This window comes from uncultured Winogradskyella sp. (assembly GCF_947498345.1).
Lineage (GTDB): Bacteria > Bacteroidota > Bacteroidia > Flavobacteriales > Flavobacteriaceae > Winogradskyella.
Window position 1 is genome coordinate 286,739 of the sequence record NZ_CANMJY010000005.1, and the last position, 17,579, is coordinate 304,317.

The 17,579-nt window shown below is 31.1% G+C and carries 21 protein-coding genes; 20 read left to right on the plus strand and 1 reads right to left on the minus strand.

Features of this window, described 5'->3' with window-relative positions; all coding sequences use genetic code 11:
- Position 1 precedes the first annotated feature (1 nt).
- The 11 genes from Q0912_RS08910 (at position 2) to Q0912_RS08960 (ending at position 8,352) form a co-directional block, all read left to right on the plus strand.
- Complete coding sequence (locus Q0912_RS08910; RefSeq protein WP_299114200.1) at positions 2-487, plus strand: hypothetical protein; 486 nt, start codon at positions 2-4, stop codon at positions 485-487.
- A 10-nt stretch (positions 488-497) separates the two neighbouring features.
- The gene (locus Q0912_RS08915) at positions 498-884 is read left to right on the plus strand and encodes a hypothetical protein (protein ID WP_299114202.1); all 387 of its coding nucleotides are present in this window, start codon (positions 498-500) and stop codon (positions 882-884) included.
- A gap of 5 nt (positions 885-889) precedes the next feature.
- Entirely contained in the window at positions 890-1,783 is an 894-nt protein-coding gene (locus tag Q0912_RS08920) for a DUF2807 domain-containing protein (RefSeq protein WP_299114204.1), read from the plus strand.
- Between the two features lie 80 nt (positions 1,784-1,863).
- A complete protein-coding gene (locus Q0912_RS08925) occupies positions 1,864-3,474 on the plus strand; it encodes a class I SAM-dependent methyltransferase (protein ID WP_299114206.1) in 1,611 nt (536 codons plus the stop codon).
- On the plus strand, positions 3,474-3,746 hold the full coding sequence (locus Q0912_RS08930) for a DUF202 domain-containing protein (RefSeq protein ID WP_299114208.1): 273 nt from the start codon (positions 3,474-3,476) through the stop codon (positions 3,744-3,746). Before Q0912_RS08925 ends, Q0912_RS08930 begins: the two co-directional genes overlap by 1 nt.
- Before the next feature lie 199 nt (positions 3,747-3,945).
- Complete coding sequence (locus Q0912_RS08935; RefSeq protein WP_299114210.1) at positions 3,946-4,626, plus strand: hypothetical protein; 681 nt, start codon at positions 3,946-3,948, stop codon at positions 4,624-4,626.
- A complete protein-coding gene (locus Q0912_RS08940) occupies positions 4,613-5,677 on the plus strand; it encodes a sensor histidine kinase (RefSeq protein WP_299114212.1) in 1,065 nt (354 codons plus the stop codon). Before Q0912_RS08935 ends, Q0912_RS08940 begins: the two co-directional genes overlap by 14 nt.
- Positions 5,667-6,359: a LytTR family DNA-binding domain-containing protein gene (locus Q0912_RS08945; RefSeq protein WP_299114215.1), complete on the plus strand. Its 693-nt coding sequence runs from the start codon at positions 5,667-5,669 to the stop codon at positions 6,357-6,359. The genes Q0912_RS08940 and Q0912_RS08945 overlap by 11 nt, the downstream gene beginning before the upstream one ends.
- Before the next feature lie 3 nt (positions 6,360-6,362).
- Positions 6,363-6,836: a hypothetical protein gene (locus Q0912_RS08950; RefSeq protein ID WP_299114217.1), complete on the plus strand. Its 474-nt coding sequence runs from the start codon at positions 6,363-6,365 to the stop codon at positions 6,834-6,836.
- 55 nt (positions 6,837-6,891) lie between these two features.
- A complete protein-coding gene (locus tag Q0912_RS08955) occupies positions 6,892-7,701 on the plus strand; it encodes a class I SAM-dependent methyltransferase (protein WP_299114219.1) in 810 nt (269 codons plus the stop codon).
- Between the two features lie 81 nt (positions 7,702-7,782).
- On the plus strand, positions 7,783-8,352 hold the full coding sequence (locus tag Q0912_RS08960) for a DUF4136 domain-containing protein (protein WP_299114221.1): 570 nt from the start codon (positions 7,783-7,785) through the stop codon (positions 8,350-8,352).
- On the opposite strand, the gene Q0912_RS08965 is transcribed toward Q0912_RS08960, so the two are convergent.
- On the minus strand, positions 8,349-9,512 hold the full coding sequence (locus tag Q0912_RS08965) for a THUMP domain-containing protein (RefSeq protein ID WP_299114223.1): 1,164 nt from the start codon (positions 9,510-9,512) through the stop codon (positions 8,349-8,351). The two genes, Q0912_RS08960 and Q0912_RS08965, sit on opposite strands and share 4 nt — an antisense overlap.
- A 55-nt stretch (positions 9,513-9,567) precedes the next feature.
- Here Q0912_RS08965 and Q0912_RS08970 point away from each other — a divergent pair, with 55 nt between their 5' ends.
- From Q0912_RS08970 to Q0912_RS09010, 9 genes are all read left to right on the plus strand, one after another.
- Entirely contained in the window at positions 9,568-10,299 is a 732-nt protein-coding gene (locus Q0912_RS08970) for a class I SAM-dependent methyltransferase (RefSeq protein ID WP_299114225.1), read from the plus strand.
- A gap of 5 nt (positions 10,300-10,304) precedes the next feature.
- On the plus strand, positions 10,305-10,979 hold the full coding sequence (locus Q0912_RS08975; protein WP_299114227.1) for a ZIP family metal transporter: 675 nt from the start codon (positions 10,305-10,307) through the stop codon (positions 10,977-10,979).
- Between the two features lies 1 nt (position 10,980).
- The gene (locus Q0912_RS08980; RefSeq protein ID WP_299114229.1) at positions 10,981-11,409 is read left to right on the plus strand and encodes a DUF4268 domain-containing protein; all 429 of its coding nucleotides are present in this window, start codon (positions 10,981-10,983) and stop codon (positions 11,407-11,409) included.
- Between the two features lie 183 nt (positions 11,410-11,592).
- Positions 11,593-12,180: a hypothetical protein gene (locus tag Q0912_RS08985; RefSeq protein ID WP_299114231.1), complete on the plus strand. Its 588-nt coding sequence runs from the start codon at positions 11,593-11,595 to the stop codon at positions 12,178-12,180.
- A 222-nt stretch (positions 12,181-12,402) separates the two neighbouring features.
- Positions 12,403-13,590 (plus strand): immunity 26/phosphotriesterase HocA family protein, encoded by a 1,188-nt coding sequence (locus Q0912_RS08990; protein ID WP_299114233.1) that lies wholly within the window; start codon positions 12,403-12,405, stop codon positions 13,588-13,590.
- Between the two features lie 245 nt (positions 13,591-13,835).
- Positions 13,836-14,366, plus strand: coding sequence for a hypothetical protein (locus Q0912_RS08995; protein WP_299114152.1), 531 nt, complete (start codon positions 13,836-13,838; stop codon positions 14,364-14,366).
- Positions 14,367-14,524: 158 nt separating this feature from the next.
- Entirely contained in the window at positions 14,525-15,472 is a 948-nt protein-coding gene (locus Q0912_RS09000) for a hypothetical protein (protein WP_299114235.1), read from the plus strand.
- Between the two features lie 118 nt (positions 15,473-15,590).
- On the plus strand, positions 15,591-16,565 hold the full coding sequence (locus Q0912_RS09005; RefSeq protein WP_299114237.1) for an FRG domain-containing protein: 975 nt from the start codon (positions 15,591-15,593) through the stop codon (positions 16,563-16,565).
- Between the two features lie 169 nt (positions 16,566-16,734).
- Complete coding sequence (locus Q0912_RS09010; RefSeq protein ID WP_299114239.1) at positions 16,735-17,493, plus strand: response regulator transcription factor; 759 nt, start codon at positions 16,735-16,737, stop codon at positions 17,491-17,493.
- Positions 17,494-17,579: the final 86 nt, after the last annotated feature.

Sequence of the window (17,579 nt, forward strand, 5' to 3'; positions counted from 1 at the left end):
CATGAAAACTCTATTAACATCATTATGCCTTTGCATTTTTTCATTAATTGTAAATGCTCAAGACACTTTAAAATTATCGGATTTTGAAATTCTGAATAATACCAGTTGGGAAGGAAAACTTACCTATAAAGATTATCAATCTGGAGAGCTAAGAAGTGTTGAAGCCACAACACAAATCAAAATTGAAGGAGACAAGATTGTGTATAATTTACAATACACTTATGAGCCTCATAAAAACGATAAGTCATCCGTAAAAATCAAAAAAAACGGCACATATTATGGCAATGAAAAAGTAATCAGTAATACTATTGAAAATGGTACAAGAACTTTTGTTACTAGCTATGAAGGAAAGGATAATGGAAAAAAGGCAACCATGTACATTACTCGAAAATTTAATAATACAACTTACAAAGTTACAAAAGAAGTACAGTTCAAAAACTCTAACCAACGCTTTGTAAGAAACACCTATGAATTTACTAAACTCTAATTACCATATTATGAAAAACATTAAAACTATAATAATCATTTGCTTACTTACAATGAGCATAAGCTGTGTGCAAGAAACACATGTAAAAACAGTCACTTTCAAAGTTGATATGAACGCTATTGAAAATCCACAAAATGTCGGTATAAGAGGTAGTTTTACTTCTAACCCATGGACTGAAACCGCACCTCTATCAGATGACAACAATGATGGAATTTATGAAGGAACCTTTTCTCAAAAAACTGCTATAAATCAGGTAGAATTCAAATTTGTTAACAATGGTTCAGAATACGAATTAAAAGATTCAGATAATAGAGTTATAGCCTTTGAGTATAAACCTGAAACCATTATATACGAATCTATATTTAACAATGAAGAAGCTAAAATCACGAGAAAATAAAAACTATGAAAAAGATAACACTCTTACTATTATTTGTTGGACTAACAGGAATAGCACAAATTAAGGGCAATAAAGATATTGATACTAAAGAATTTAATATTGATGGTCTTATAGAGGTGAAAATAAACTTCTATGCTAAAATAACTATAGACCAAGCGTCTGAAGAAAAAATGAGCATTACTACAGATAGTAACCTTTTTGATTTAATAAATACTGAAGTTGTTGAAGGCGTATTACACCTTAACCAAAAAGAATGGATTTCGCCATCCCAAGATGCCATAATTTATATTGGAGCTCCTAATATAAAACGTGTCGTATCCGGAACGCATGATATTACCAAAATAATAAATATCAATAATGATCAACTCAGAGTGAATGCACCAATAGGCAAAATATTTATAGAAGGAAAAACCAAGGAACTTAGAATAGGCAGTGAATTATCAACTGTAGACGCTTCAAAAATTGAAGCAGAAAACGTATATGTAAATCTTTGGAGTTGGGGAAACGTAACTGTGAATGCAAAGGATTTACTGTGGGCTGATGTATCAAACGACGGAAAACTATATTATTTATCTAAACCTAATAAATTACAGATTAAAAAAGATAAAGGTGGGCAAATACGCTCTTTAGATGAAAAAGACAATATTAAAAATTCTGATGCTGTTTTTATAAATTTCAAAATAAAAAACAACTCAAAAAACCGCAATCAATTCTATGTTGTTGGCCCAAAACCAGATGGCTCTAAATTTAGTTATGGATTTCCTATGATGCCAAACGCTAAACGCAAAGAATATTGGTCAGTAGGTACTAAAATCTATAAAGTAAACGGTCTTGGTTTTAGAAAGTTACTAGTTACAATTAAGCAAGATGACAAAAACAAAGTAATAGACCTGTTTTGATTAATCGTTAATATATAGCATAAAAGCCATCATTTTCATGATGGTTTTTTTATATTTAGATACAAATAAATCAATCATTTATGCTTACTAAATCTGATAAGTCACAACTTAGAAGTATAATATTTAGACATTTAGATGGCATCGCAACAGCCACTACTGCCTATACACTTCATAAAAATGAGATATTAAACTATCTCTTGGAAAAAGAATCTATATCATTAAAAGTTCTATCCGATACTTTTAATGCTAATGAAGGTTATCTTAATGTCGCCTTACGCGTTTTAAGCTCCCAAGGGTGGCTCGACCAACAATTAGACAATAAAACTAACGCTATTACATACAACACAAACGCAAATTCTAAAACGGCTTTTCAATTGGTCCATCTTTACGAAGATGTTGTGAACCTTCTAAACTATTCCGATCGCTTTGCTGATGAAAAGATGATTAGTCTTGATGCTTTTATTGCTTTAGACCGCATCTTTAAAAAATTTGAAACTAACTATGGTTTAGACATTTCAAATGAAGACTCTATTCAGTATCAAATTTATAAGCACATAGAAGGTGCTATTGCCGGACCAATTATTGTACTACTTGGTGTTAATGGATTGTTTCATAAATACTTTATGGAAGCTTCATTTACGGCTGAGGAATATCACAAAGACCCTGAAAGTTTTAAAAAAATACTGGATTTCTTTGCGTACTTAAGTTGGTTCAAAAAGAAAAAAAACACCTATCAGTTTACTGATAAAGGTTTATTCTTTGCAAAGCGCGCTAGTGCATATGGTGTAACGGTATCCTATATTCCAACATTTTTACAATTAGATGAACTCATTTTTGGAAATCCATTAGTGTTAAAAACAAAATCTCCTAATGATACTGAAAAACATGTTCATCGCGAAATGAATGTTTGGGGAAGTGGTGGTGCACATGCAACCTACTTTAAGGTTATTGATGAGGTCGTTATTGATTTATTCAACAGACCAATAGATGAACAACCTAAAGGCATTTTGGATATGGGCTGTGGTAATGGTGCATTTATAGAGCATATTTTTAATGTTATTGAACAACAGACTCTAAGAGGCAAACTACTCGATGACCACCCCTTGTTCCTGGTTGGTGCCGACTTTAACAAAGCTGCGTTAAAAGTAACACGAGCCAACCTCATAAAAGCCGATATATGGGCCAAAGTAATTTGGGGAGATATTGGCAGACCAGATTTATTAGCTTCAGACTTAAAAGAAGATTATAATATTGAATTGCAAGACTTACTAAATGTGCGTACGTTCTTAGACCACAATCGTATATGGGAAGCTCCAAAAAATAATTATAGCTTTATAAGTGAATCAACTGGAGCTTACGCTCATGAAGGAAATCGCTTAAGCAATAATAATGTTGAAGCCTCTCTTTTTGAGCACTTGAGCAAATGGAAACCCTATGTTGAAAAATTTGGATTGCTAATTATAGAACTTCATACCATTAGCCCTGAGCTCACATCCAAAAATTTAGGCAAAACAGCTGCAACTGCTTATGATGCTACACATGGTTATAGTGATCAATATATTTTAGAAGTTGATATGTTTAGAAAAACTGCAGATAAAGCGGGCTTAAAGCCCGACGACAATCATTTTGCAAAATTCCCAAATAACGAACTCGCTACTGTAAGCATTAATCTTTTAAAAGGGATCCGCTAATGTCTCAAAACACTAATGAAGAAAAGAAAACATTAATTACAAGAGATTGGTTAGCCATAGAACGAACTAAATTGGCTAATGAGCGTACATTTTTAGCCTATTTTAGAACATTCTTAGTAATTCTTGGGACTGGTGTTACCATACTTAAAATCGAATTCTTTTCGGATTTAAAATCCTATGGAATTATCCTCATCATAATTTCTACAATAATACTTTTTATTGGTATTTACAGACTACTTAGAGTTAAACGAACAATAAGAAAACACTACTAATCTATATGGATATATTGAAACGGTAACTGTTTTTATAAATTAAACATTGCCAAATCTAAAAACTTATTTGGATAAGCCTTTTTTTGGATATTATTCAATGTCAAATTGTTCAGCATGAGTTACTCCTTGTTTATCGAAATTAATTGTAATACCAATAGATAATAAAGTGTTTTGTCATAACTTTTAAAACAAATAAATTATGAAAACAAAAGGAATCATTCTAATTATAGCTTTTATATTCTTTAGCTCGTGTATTGTTAAATCGCTTCAGCCTTTTTACACAAAAGATAGCTTAAGCTTTAATGAAAAATTGATAGGAAACTGGACAGACCATAAGAACGGTGAATGGTCAATTGAGTCCATAAAAACTAAGTTTGAAGAAGACAAAAAAGAAGGATTAGAAATATCTAAAGAAGAATTAACTTTTTTAGAAACTTATAAAGAAGGCTATTACATCAAATATTTAAGTAAGGAAAAGGAGGCAGGTTTCATTGCTATGCCTTTTAAAATTAACGAGCACTATTTTTTAGATTTTATCCCTATAGAGATCGAAGATGAAGAAATTAACAGTTTAGCTGCACAGCACCTCTTAAAAACACATTCAGTAACTAAACTAGATATAAATTCTAATAAGAATGTAACATTCTCATGGCTGAGTGAAGAACGGATTAAAGATTTATTTGAGGACCAAAGAATACGTTTAAAGCATGAAAAAATTGGTTTTCAGGAAGATTTGCTACTCACAGCTTCTTCAGATGAATTATATGCATTTTTAACTCAGTATACTGAAGCTGATTTGTTTAAAAAATATGATGAAAAAGACCGTAAATGGAAATCATCAGATAAATTACACTTAACAAAAGCTAATGCAAAACCTTAATATAAGCACACTGATAAAAAAAACTAATTACCACAGACCACTTATATTTAATAGTGTGCTGTGGTTTTTGGCATTTGTAATATTACTCTTCATATTCTCTAAAGGCCAAGCACCAATTACTGTAGATTATATTTATACAATAATCTTTTTAATTGCTCTTGCTATACCAGTAAGCTTTAATTTCTATGTCTTAATTCCAAAATTTTTAAAACAAGAAAAGTATATTTTATATAGTCTATATTTTATTGCAAATCTTTTAGTCTTTATTTTGTTAAGTAATTGGTTATTACAACCCATGTTAAATATTCTTTTTCCAGATTACTTTTTCGTATCCTACCTTTCTAAATCAAATATGTTCCTCGTTTTTACTATATTTTTAGTAACTACTACATTATTAAAATTAGCAGAGGATTGGTTTTATTTTAACACTAATGAAAACAAATTATTACGTCTTAAAAATCAACAAATAGAAACACAACTATCCACCTTAAGAGCTCAAATAAATCCGCATTTTTTATTTAATTCTTTAAATGTTGTCTATGCTTTAGCATTAGAGAAAAAGGATGGTATAAAAAAAGCCATTGTACAACTTTCAGATATTTTAAGATATGTTATTTACGATTCAGATACAGAATGGGTTACCCTAAAAGAAGAAATTACTTTAATCAAAAATTATATTGCTTTTCAAAACCATCGTGTCGAAACACCAAATATTACAAATTTCGATATTGATATTACAAACGAGCAATTTAAAATATACCCAATGCTTTTATTACCGCTATTAGAAAATAGCTATAAGCATGGTATTGTTGCCAATGAAGCACATATACCAATACAATTAAAATTAACACAGCATGGTAACAACTTAGAATTTAAAATCTCTAATGCTAATTTAAATATTAAAAATGCCATTGAAGATAAACACTCTGGTATTGGATTAGAAAATCTTAAAAACAATTTAAATTTAATATATCCTAATCAGCATTATTTTAAAATCGAGGCTAATAAAGATATATTTCAGGTAACACTCTACATAACCAATGAAGCTTAAAAAGTCCATAAAATGCTTAATCATTGACGATGAATTGTCTTCCCAGAGAGTTCTTCAACACTTTATAAAAGAAACTGATATTCTTCACTTAAAAGCCACCTGTAATAACACTACTGAAGCTTTTAAATATTTACAACTTAATGAAGGTATAGACTTGTTATTTTTAGATATTAATATGCCTAAACAATCTGGTTTAGATTTTTATAAAACACTTAAAAATGCTCCACAAGTAATTTTTACAACAGCTTATCCTCAATATGCTGTAGAAGGGTTTGAGGTTAATGCAACGGATTACTTATTAAAGCCAATAGCATACGAACGTTTTTTGGTAGCGATTAATAAAGTTCTAAACACTGGTAATCTTCCTCAAAATGAAGGAGAATTCATTGTTTTAAAAGAAAACAAAGCTTTGCATAAAGTGTTTTTTAACGATATTCAATATGTCGAAGCCTTTGGTGACTATGTAAAAGTCCATACCAAATCAAAAACCATTATAACACACAGTACATTTTCTAAACTTATAACTAATTTGCCAGATTACTTTCTACGCACGCATAAATCTTTTAGTGTTAATCTTAATAAGATGAATCATCTTTCTGGCAATCAAATTACTATAGACGCTCACATAATTCCGATTGGGCAAACCTATAAGCAAACAGTTTTAAAAGCCTTAAATTTGTAAACTATGAAGATAGAATCAATAGTAACAATAAAAAAAGAGCTTCAGCATTTACCAAAAGAAGATTTGCTACAACTATGCTTAAGGCTAGGGAGATTTAAAAAAGAAAACAAAGCGCTTCTCACCTATTTACTTTTTGAATCGCATGACGAAGATGGCTACATAACAAGTGTAAAAACAACTCTAGACGAATTATTTGAAGTGATTAATACAGACAGTTACTTCTATATGAAAAAGACAATTAGAAAAATCCTGAAACAGATAAGGATTTATAGTCGTTACTCATTAAAAAAGACTACAGAAGTAGAGCTCCTACTTTATTTTTGCCGACGTTTAGATGAGCTTAAACCATCAATACACAGAAACCGAACACTTAGCAATTTGTATGAACGTCAAATAATCGCTCTAAGAAAAAAGATTAGTGTTTTACACGAAGATTTACAATATGATTATAATTCGCAATTAGAAGCATTAAAGTAGTTTTTCATTATATTATATTTGCCTGCATCACAGCAAAAAAACATTCTTCTTAATAATGAACAAAGCCAAAGTCACTAACCTATTACGTCAATTAAAATTATTCTATTTAATCGACTGGCTGCGTTTCTATTATCAAAAAATCAAAAACAGAACAGTAAATTCTGCTTTCAAAAAAAAACATCCCGAAGTAAAGCTACCACCAGATTATCTAATGTACGAGTCCTTTCAGATCAATTATGATAAATATTATAATGGTGGACTTAAAATGGCTAAATGGTTGGCCAGTCATTTTAAAAAACATATTGAACTAAAGCATAGCAATATTTTAGATTGGGGTTGTGGACCAGGCAGAATCATAAGACATATGCCAGACGTAATCAACAGTGGCTGTAAATTTTTTGGCACGGATTACAACCAAAAATCCATAGATTGGTGCTCCAAAAACCTATTAGATATTGAGTTTAATAAAAATAAACTCGAAGCAAATCTTCCCTATGAGAATAATTCAATGGATGTCATTTATGGTATTTCAATTTTTACACACCTCTCGGAGCAAATGCATTATCAATGGTTTAATGAATTACATCGTGTCTTAAAACCCAATGGTATTTTATTGTTATCTATGCATGGAGATAACTTTAAGGTAAAACTATCTAAAGCAGAAATAGATACTTATAACCAGGGAAAACTTGTGGTTAGAGGACAAGTAAAAGAAGGGCATCGTACGTTTGCTGCTTTTCATCCCAAGCCATTTTTAGAATACTTGTTCAAGGATGTAGAGGTATTAGAGCATATTATTCAAACGTCCACAAATAAAAATTGGGTACCTCAGGATATTTGGATAGTTAGGAAGAAAAAAACGTAACCTATTCCATAAACTTGATATTTATCATAGTATTTGTTAACCATAATTTAGAACTTTAAGAACATTCTAAATTATTGTATTATGAAGGCTTATTCATTTATTTCTGGTTTTTTGCTTCTACTGCTATTTAACTGTGCAGCAACAAGTGAAGTTATATTTGACTATAACTTAGATGTTGATTTTAATCAATACGACACTTATGTACTTTGTATAGAAGATTTCTCTGTTCAGCATCTCGATAATCCAAGAATAGATAATGAAACCACAAGACAGCTCATAGCAGACGCTGTAGCTATAGAGATGGAAAACAAAGCACATCGTACCAATGTTTTTGAACCACAATTGCAAGCTGGCTTTAGAATACTTATACGCGAAGAAACTGTACAGTTTAAAAACTGTGAACATTCTAAAGAATTAGAATACTGGGAAAATTGCAAATTACACGAAGAAACTTACGAGCAAGAATCCTTAATCGTTTATGTAGCCGATTTTAAAACAAGTAAAGTATTATGGCATGCTTCAATAGTTTGTGATTTAAGCAAATCTAAAAAGAAACTAAAACCGTATATCAACACTTTAGTTAAAGATTTGTTTGCAACCTACCCTAAAACTCAGGTAGGAAGACATCCTGATGCTAAAAAAGAAATTTAGTCCTTTTGCTTTTTTGCCTTTCGGCTACCAGAATACATTTCGTATTTCACTAAGCGCGACTCTAGTTTGGCATTAAATACTTTTATTTTTCGAGAAGGTCGTAATCCAATAAACTTTAAAGCTTCGAGGTTAGAGGTAATTAACCATGCATCAGTATTAGAGTAACCATGCTTAAGCGTCGTTCCAATATTTCCATAAAATTCTTCGACATTTAAGTTCTCTAAACGTTCGCCGTAAGGCGGATTAAAAACCATATGTAGCTTATCGTCTCCTGCCTTTTGAGTTTTAAAAAAGTCTTCGTGTTGTATATGAACAAACTCATCTAAATGCGCATTCTTAATATTCTCTTTAGCTTTTCTAACTGCAGAAGGTGATTTGTCATAGCCAACAATTTTATGATGAAAGTCTCTGGTTTTTTTCAATAAAGACTCTTCAATTTTTTCAAACAAATCCACATCCCAATCTTCCCAACGCTCAAAAGCAAACTCTTTACGCATTAAGTTTGGTGGAATGTTACATGCAATCATAGCGGCTTCTACTAATATGGTTCCACTGCCACACATAGGATCCATAAAATCCGTTTGGCCGTCCCAACCGCTCATCATAATTAACCCAGCAGCTAGCACTTCGTTTATTGGTGCAATATTGGTCGCCGTTTTATAACCTCTCCTATGCAAAGACTCACCAGACGTATCTAAAGATATCGTACAACGCTGGCGGTCTATATGTACATTAATCTTTAAATCCGGAAACCGTAGATCTACATTTGGTCGTGTACCTCCATTCTCTCTAAAACGATCTACAATAGCATCTTTGGTTTTTAAAGCCGTGTATTGCGAATGTGTAAACACACTATGATGTACTGTAGCATCTACAGCTAAAGATCCTGTAGGCTTTAAATAGTTCTCCCACTTGATGTATTTTACATTTTTATAAAGATCATCTTCCCTTACAACTCTAAACGATTTAATAGGCTTAAGAATTTTAATAGCTGTTCTAAGTCCCATATTGGCTTTGTACATAAAACCCTTATCACCAACAAAACTTACATTGCGCACACCTTTTTGCACCTCCATGGCACCAAGTTGTGTCAATTCTTTTGCTAATATGTCTTCGAAGCCAAATAAAGTTTTGGCAACCATCTTGAAATTATTGTCCATACATTACGTCTGAGAGATTGCAAATTTACACTATTTTTGCAGGACATTTATCATTATGACAAAACCAACAAAACAATGGTACGCTTCGTGGTTTGACACACCATACTATCATATTTTATACAAAGACAGAGATTATTCAGAGGCTCAGATCTTTATGGATAATCTTACCAGTTACCTCAATATCCCAGAAGGTGGTAAAATCTTAGATTTAGCCTGTGGTAAAGGAAGACACTCTGTTTACCTGAATAGAATTGGTTATAATGTAACAGGTGTTGACTTGTCTGAGCAAAGTATTAAATATGCCAATCAGTATGCAAATGACACTTTGAAATTTGATGTACATGACATGACCAAACCTTATCCCGAAACCTTTGATGCCGTTTTTAATCTCTTTACAAGTTTTGGTTATTTTGAAGATGAAGAATGTAACCTACGCACTATTAAAGCTATTAAAGCCGAATTGAACGAATTTGGTTTTGGAGTTATTGATTTTATGAATGTTAATTATGTTATTGAAAACTTAGTTGCTGAAAATACGAAGACAGTTGAAGGTATTAGCTTTCACCAAAAACGAAGTGTAAAAGACAACTACATTGTTAAAGATATTAGTTTCGAAGCTGATGGTCAACATTACGAATTTCAAGAACGTGTTAAGGCCTTTACTTTAGATGACTTTATAGTACTTTTTGAAAAAGCAGGAGTGTATTTATTAGACGTTTTTGGCGATTACAAATTGCGCAAATTTCATTCCGATTCATCAGAACGCCTTATCATGATTTTTAAGTAAATTAAATGAATAAGTACCTATTTCCTATATATGCAATTATTATTGGTGTTGTTATTGCCTTTTTAACCAAAAGACACCAATCTACTTACACTAAATTACTACTATCATTTAGTGGTGCATTTTTATTAGCTCTTACACTATTTGATTTACTACCAGAGGTCTATGAGCATCTCGAAGCTAAACAAACAGGACTCTTTATAATGTGTGGTATTTTATTGCAGATTATATTAGAGTTTTTCTCTAAAGGTGCAGAGCATGGCCATGTTCATATCCACAAAGAAGACACAAAATTTCCCTGGCTACTCTTTATAAGTCTTTGTATTCATAGCTTTTTAGAAGGATTTCCTATACACCAACACAATGATATGGTATATGGAGTTTTTATTCATAAAATTCCTATAGCAACATTGCTTACAGCATTTTTATTACAATCTAATTACAATAAAACTCAAGTAATTGGTTTTCTAGTCGTTTTTGCAATAATGACTCCCTTAGGTACATTTACCTCTAACAATACTACCTTAACCACAGAATATGTAGATATAATAAATGCTGTTGTAATTGGTATATTTTTACATATATCTACTACTATTTTATTTGAGACAGGTGAAGGCCATAAGTTTAATTTATCTAAGCTTGTTGCTATTTGTCTAGGGATTATAATTGCTTACCTTATCTAAAATGTTCTCTAAAGAAGAAAGCCGAAAAATACGTCAAGAATTCTGGATCAGCTTTGGGAAATCGTTTCCAAGAAAATGGCTACTGTACAACACCAAAATAAAAGGTCTGGCTTTTAAATTTCATTTTAACACCAAATCGGCATTAATAGCTCTGGATTTGGAAGACGATTTAGAAAATCGTATTAACTGCTGGGAAAAACTAGTCGCATTAAAAAACATTTTACATACGGAGTATTTACCAGATGCTATTTATCAAGAAGAATATTATTTAGATAATGGTAAGGAAATTTCTCGTATATACTTACCCTTAGAACAAAAGGTCTCTATCCATAACAAAAATACCTGGCAAGAGGTTATGGTATTTTTTAATACCAATATGACACTTTTCGAAGCTTTTTTTGAGGAGTACAAGGATATTATAAAGAATTAATTCTATTTTTTAAACTTACCAAACTACTGTTTTTGTACCTTATTAGTATAAATATAGTAATACTATTTTTATACTAATAAATGCTTAAAAAATTAAAAACTACCATTTTAGTGCGCTATAGTCGTCTAAAAAGTAACTTTTTTATATTTTGGCTAGTATAAACTAGTTACCTGCAAGCTAAAAATGAAGAACAGTTTAAAAATAATATTCCTGATTTTGACTTTAAGTTCCTGTAGGACCGAAACAGGAAAAGAATCGGTTGAATTAAAATCTGACCTTAAAAAAGAAATTAAACAAGAGCAGAAAACGGAATTGACCGATTTTACAATAGCTGAAATTGACTCGCTTTTTGACAATGGAATTCTGACTAAAAAGTTTTATCCAAATATGTCTTATTGTGGTGGTGGACTTGATGGATATTATTACAAAGATGAATTAAAATTAATTGATTCGAAATATGGAGCGGAATTAGGATTTTCAAGCAAAAAAATATATTGGAAAGGAGACGAAATATTAAAAATAAAATATCGAGAATATTTTGCAGAATGGGGAAAATATGAGAAAAATTATCCACCTGATAAAGTTGAATATGACCCAAGCAAAATGACATATTCTGATACTATTTACGAAAGCAATTCTTTGAATAAATATGAATTTAAAAAAATGGCAGAAAACAAAGTTGTTTCAATTATAGTTGACTCTACTCTTATGAAAAGACTAACTGATTGCGGAAAACGAATGAAAACGGAATTAGAATCTATAAATGAATAAAGCCAGCAGGTAACACGGTGTATAAAACATAGCTAATAAGTGTTTAATCTAAAGGTTTGTGTATTTTTACGAAGTCCGCCAAATTTTTAATTTGGCTTTTAAAAAGCAAAAAATTAAAAACAAAATATAAAAATTCGGCTCTGTGTTAATCCGAAAAGTTAGTGCCTTTTTGCACGCTACGTTTCATACACAAGTCCGTTACCACACATTTGAGAAAACCATATGACTTTTGAATTAAACAATGAACAGCGCAAATATTTAGGATTAGAATTAGTTGCAAATAATTGGGAAAAAGTCACGCTTAAAGGAGATTCCTATCGACCAAGTTCAATTTTATACTTTGATAAAAATACTATCCGAAAACAAGTGATTTCAACTGAATTAAAATATTCAGAAATTCAATATAATGAGAAAACTGAAAACAGAGAATTTCTACTTCCAAAAACTCAAAAAGGAAAACCAAAGAAACTGACTTCTTCAACATTAGAATCAAAAACACCAATAGGCACTTATTTCGATTTTGGGATTAGTGGAATAACAATCGGAAACCACACAACTCAAAACACATTTTACTCAACTCATTTTGAGAATATAAAGTTTAAAGATATTTCGGATTTAAAAAATTGGCTCAATGATTTTATAAAAAACTCAACTTCAGAAGACCTGAAATCAATCAAACAATTCTCTTCAAAAAAAAGAAAAAGGATAAAGCTAAAAGCAGGTGACTTCTTTGCCTTCAAAGTTGACAGACGAAATTATGGATTTGGACGACTGATTTGCGATTTGAGACCTTTAAGAAAGGATTCAAAGTTTAAGGCAAATAAAAATTATGGAATAATGAACCTTATGACTCAACCTCTTGTCATTAAAGTTTACCATTTCATAAGCCCAATTAAAGAAACCGATTTAGAGGAACTGAAAACTAAAAAATCTATTCCTGCTCAATATATTATGGATAATGTTTTGTTTTATGGAGACTATGAGGTAATTGGAAATCAACCTTTGGCGGAAATAGAATATGATTTCCCAATTTCTTATTCTAAAAGTATTCATTTTGGAGATTTTGGAACTGTGTATTTGCAATATGGATTAATATATAAAGAAACCACAACAAAGAAATACAATAAGCATTTAGCAATTGAAAATCCAGATAAAAACGCTAAAAGCTGGGAAAAGGTTTTGAAGTCAAACCCATATAGAATTGAATCAATTGGAGCGAATTTAAATTTTCACAAAGAGACATTGGAGAATTGTATCAAAATAAATTCTAATCAACCTTATTGGGAATCTGAATATTATGAATTGGAAGCTGATTTGAGGAATCCAAAAAATAAAAGTGCTAAAAGAGAAATATTTGAATTCTTCAATCTAAATCCGAATGAAACATATTACGAAAACTTAAAAAAATAAAAACGTGTGGTAACACCGTGTATAATTCATTGCTAGTACTCGCCTACTTACGAAAATCCCCACGGATTTTCTATTCGGTTTGTATTTGCTAAATTAGTTGCTGAAACACGCAACGAAATCATACACAAACACGTTGGCTGTAATTTAAAAGTCCGTTAACTAAACGAAAATTAGTGTTTACTCATTAGACCTTTTTTACATAAACTAACTGAATTAAATTGGTATTGAATTTTAAACGGAGAGATTTGAAAAAAATAATACTTCTGATTTTCTTACTCAATTGCGGAATTGGAATTTCGCAAACTGAATTTCCATTTTATGAACAGATTGCGTTTGACTTTTATCAATCAACACTAATCGATTCCTTTCCAACTAAAAAGAAAGTAAAAGTTTATCCATACGCACTTGATTTTCAACCTGACTATTTTGTTTTCAATAACCCAAGCTGTTTGGGAATAAAATGGAGAAGTAATGAGCAATTTGAGCCTCTAAAAGATTATGTCGAATCCCAAATGAACATTGATTCAGATAGATTTGAATTGGACTTTTCTAAACTTGATAAAAAGAAGTTTAAAGTAAAAAAAAGAGGAAAAGGAAGTTATCCAAGACTGCATATCACAGCACCAAATAAAGAGATTGATGGAACAGAACGAATTTTCGTGAATATTCACGAGACACACGAATATTTATGGATTAGCTATCATCTTGAATTTAATGAAAATGGAGAAATAATTAATTGGTGCAGGAATTATGCTGAAGTAATAAGAACATATTAATAAAAACTACAGCCAACAATGTGTATAATTCATTGCTAGTTAGAGCCTACTTACGAAAGTCCTCACGGACTTTCTATCTGTGATTTATTTGCTATTTTAGTGCTTAAACACGCAACGAAATCATACACTAGACCGTTGGCAATAATTTAAACCAAGCATTGAACAGACTACTAATATTCATATTTTTATTATCAATACTTTCTTGTAAATCGGAAAGGAGTATTGAAAAAATTGAATATGAATTTTATCCAGCATTTCTATCGCCAATTACTTATTCAATAGATTTAAATGAAAATGTACTATATCAAAATAGTAGGTTCTATAAAACAGATGGATATATTCAAGGTTCAAAGAATTTAATCAATAAGAAGTATAAAATCAATGATGAGGATTTGACAATATTTCTTGACGAAATTTATGCAATTGGCCTTGATAGTTCTATTGTGCATCAGCGAGATGTATTAGACGGAATCGGTTTTAAGTTTAATCTAATTGACAATCGGAATGACACTATTTCATTAACTTCAGTAAGTCCGAACAGAAAAGATAAATCTACAGTAGATTATGAAGCTTTAGATGCATTTTTTCGACTTACAACTAAGGCAATAAACGATTATAAAGGTTTATATATCACAGAAAGAATTCAAGATTATTTTGATTTCGGATTGCAAATAAAACTCACGAATTCAGAGCCACTTGAATATAGAGTTTGGGGAAGAATTACAGGTTGCGAATCTGACAATCCTGAATTAATAACGTTTTTAGATTCTTTACCTAGTGATAAGCCTGTAATTTTCGATTTAAGAAATGGAGGTTTTGCACCTTGTCTTTCAAATTTACTTGACCAATTCAATAAAAACAAAAAACTGTTTTATTACGGGAATTACTACTTATCTAAATCGGATTTAGAATTGGAAACCCTAAAAGACCAATTGAAAGAAGCTGAAAAAGATATGAATAGTTCAATGGTTGGTTCTTTAAGAGCTACAATTCGTGGAACCGAAAAGTACAAGGAAGAAATTGAAAACGAAATAATTCAAAATCAACATACTTTTGGAACTAAAGAAGAAATAATAAAAACTATTGCCAACACCGTGTATAATTAATTGCTTGCTTCTCGCCTACTTACGAAAATTCCGCTGGAATTTTCTATCTGTGATTTGTTTGCTAACTTAGTTGCTTAACCACGCAACTAACCATACACAAACACGTTATGTACCATAAATGATAGAAGAGATAAACATTAAAAGCGCAAGAAATTTCATTGATTACATACAGTTATATCAATCACATTGGACACCAGAAAGTGAATGGAACAAAAACTGGGTATTTCGAGGTCATGCCAAATTAGATTGGGAACTTAAGCCAATAGCACATAGAACAGTTATAAATGATCAAATAAAAGGATACTCTGATTATGCAATGCCTTTCACACAAAAAAAATGGAGTGAAGATGTTAAAAATGGAGTTTATAAAAACTCAATAATTGATTGGTTTTCACATGAATTCTGTATTAGGAATCATGCGTATATCTATGCTGAACGTAAAATTCTTGAAGAGTTCTGTTATGTTGCGGACCAACATGGCTTCAAAATACCAGGCGCTGAAAGATTCAAAAATATTCTACCAACGGATTTAAGCGAGTTACCGTTTCCTTCACGATATGATGGCATGTCAATAGTTCAAGCTATTGCTCAACACCATGGAATGCCAACGAGATTATTAGATTGGACATCAAATCCATTAGCAGCTGCATTTTTTGCCTGTTCTGAAATAAACAGTTTTGATAAAAACGAAGAATCTCTCTGTGTTTGGGCTGTAACTAGGGAATCTATTGATAAATGTAATATCCCGTTAAACCATAGTCATTCAATGTCTACAGAAATATTTGAAGTACCAAGAAGCGAAATAAATTACCTAAATGCACAAGAAGGACTATTCATTGGTATTAAAGGAGCTAATAGTTTTTTCTCTACAACCGGTAAATGGCCAGATTTAGAAAAAGATGTCTTTGAAAAGGATGCTGCATTTGAAAATAATGTTCGAAAAATAACTCTTCCGCATTCCGAAGCATTGGAGCTATTTAGATTGTTAACATTGTCAAATATTTCTTTTACTTCGTTAATGCCAAATTTAGATTCAATTAAAAAAGATGTTTCAACAAGATGGAAATTAAAGGGAGTTCAAAACGGTACATAACAACGTGTATAGTTAATAGCTTATTCTGTGTGTACTCGGAAAATCCTACGGATTTTCCTCTGGTTCGTTTTCTTTTACTAATTTAGTTCTAGCCAACGCAACTAACCATACACGAACACGTTGTGCACAATTTTAGAAAGCCTAAAATTATTTGCCTATAAATAAACTTATGAAAGAAAAAATTTGTTTTGTTATAATGCCCTTCGGTGGGTGGTTTGATAACTATTATTCGGACATATATATCCCAGCTATTGCGGATTCTGATTTAAAACCTGTAAGGGCTGACAATTTATATACTCCAGGTTCTATAATAAATGATATTTGGCGTTTTACTCAAGAGGCAGAAATTATATTAGCTGACTTAACAGGTAAAAACCCAAATGTATTCTATGAACTTGGATTAGCACACGCCATTGCTAAACCAGCAATCCTTATAACTCAATCAATGGAAGATGTTCCGTTTGACCTTCGTGGTCTAAGAATTATAGTTTATGACAAAAATGTGCATAATTGGGGGGAATTACTAAAAATAAAAATATCAAATGCAATTAGTGAAACTTTAAATTCACCATTAAAATCTGTATTACCTACATTCATTGATTTAAAGCCAAGTAAAAAGCAAAATTTAACAGAGTTTGATAAAGAAATGCTTGACTTGAAACAAGATGTAGAACTATTAAAAAGAGAGGTAATCTTCAAAGAAGGGATTAGTCAATCTTCATCATCATTAGCAATAAGACTTACTAATAGGGAATTAGAGGTGATTAATTTAATTGCAAAAGGATTAACGCAAAGAGAAGTCTCTGAGCAATTATTTATTTCTCCAAAAACAGTGGAGGCACACGTACGAAATCTTATTGAAAAAATGGATGTTAAAAATACTGTTGAATTAGTTGCAATGCTGCATAAAAATAATATTATTAAATAGAAACTGTGCACAACAATGAACTAAGCTAAAATGCAAGAGAATTTTAGTTTATTTTGATACATAATTGGGATCATAGGATAATCCAG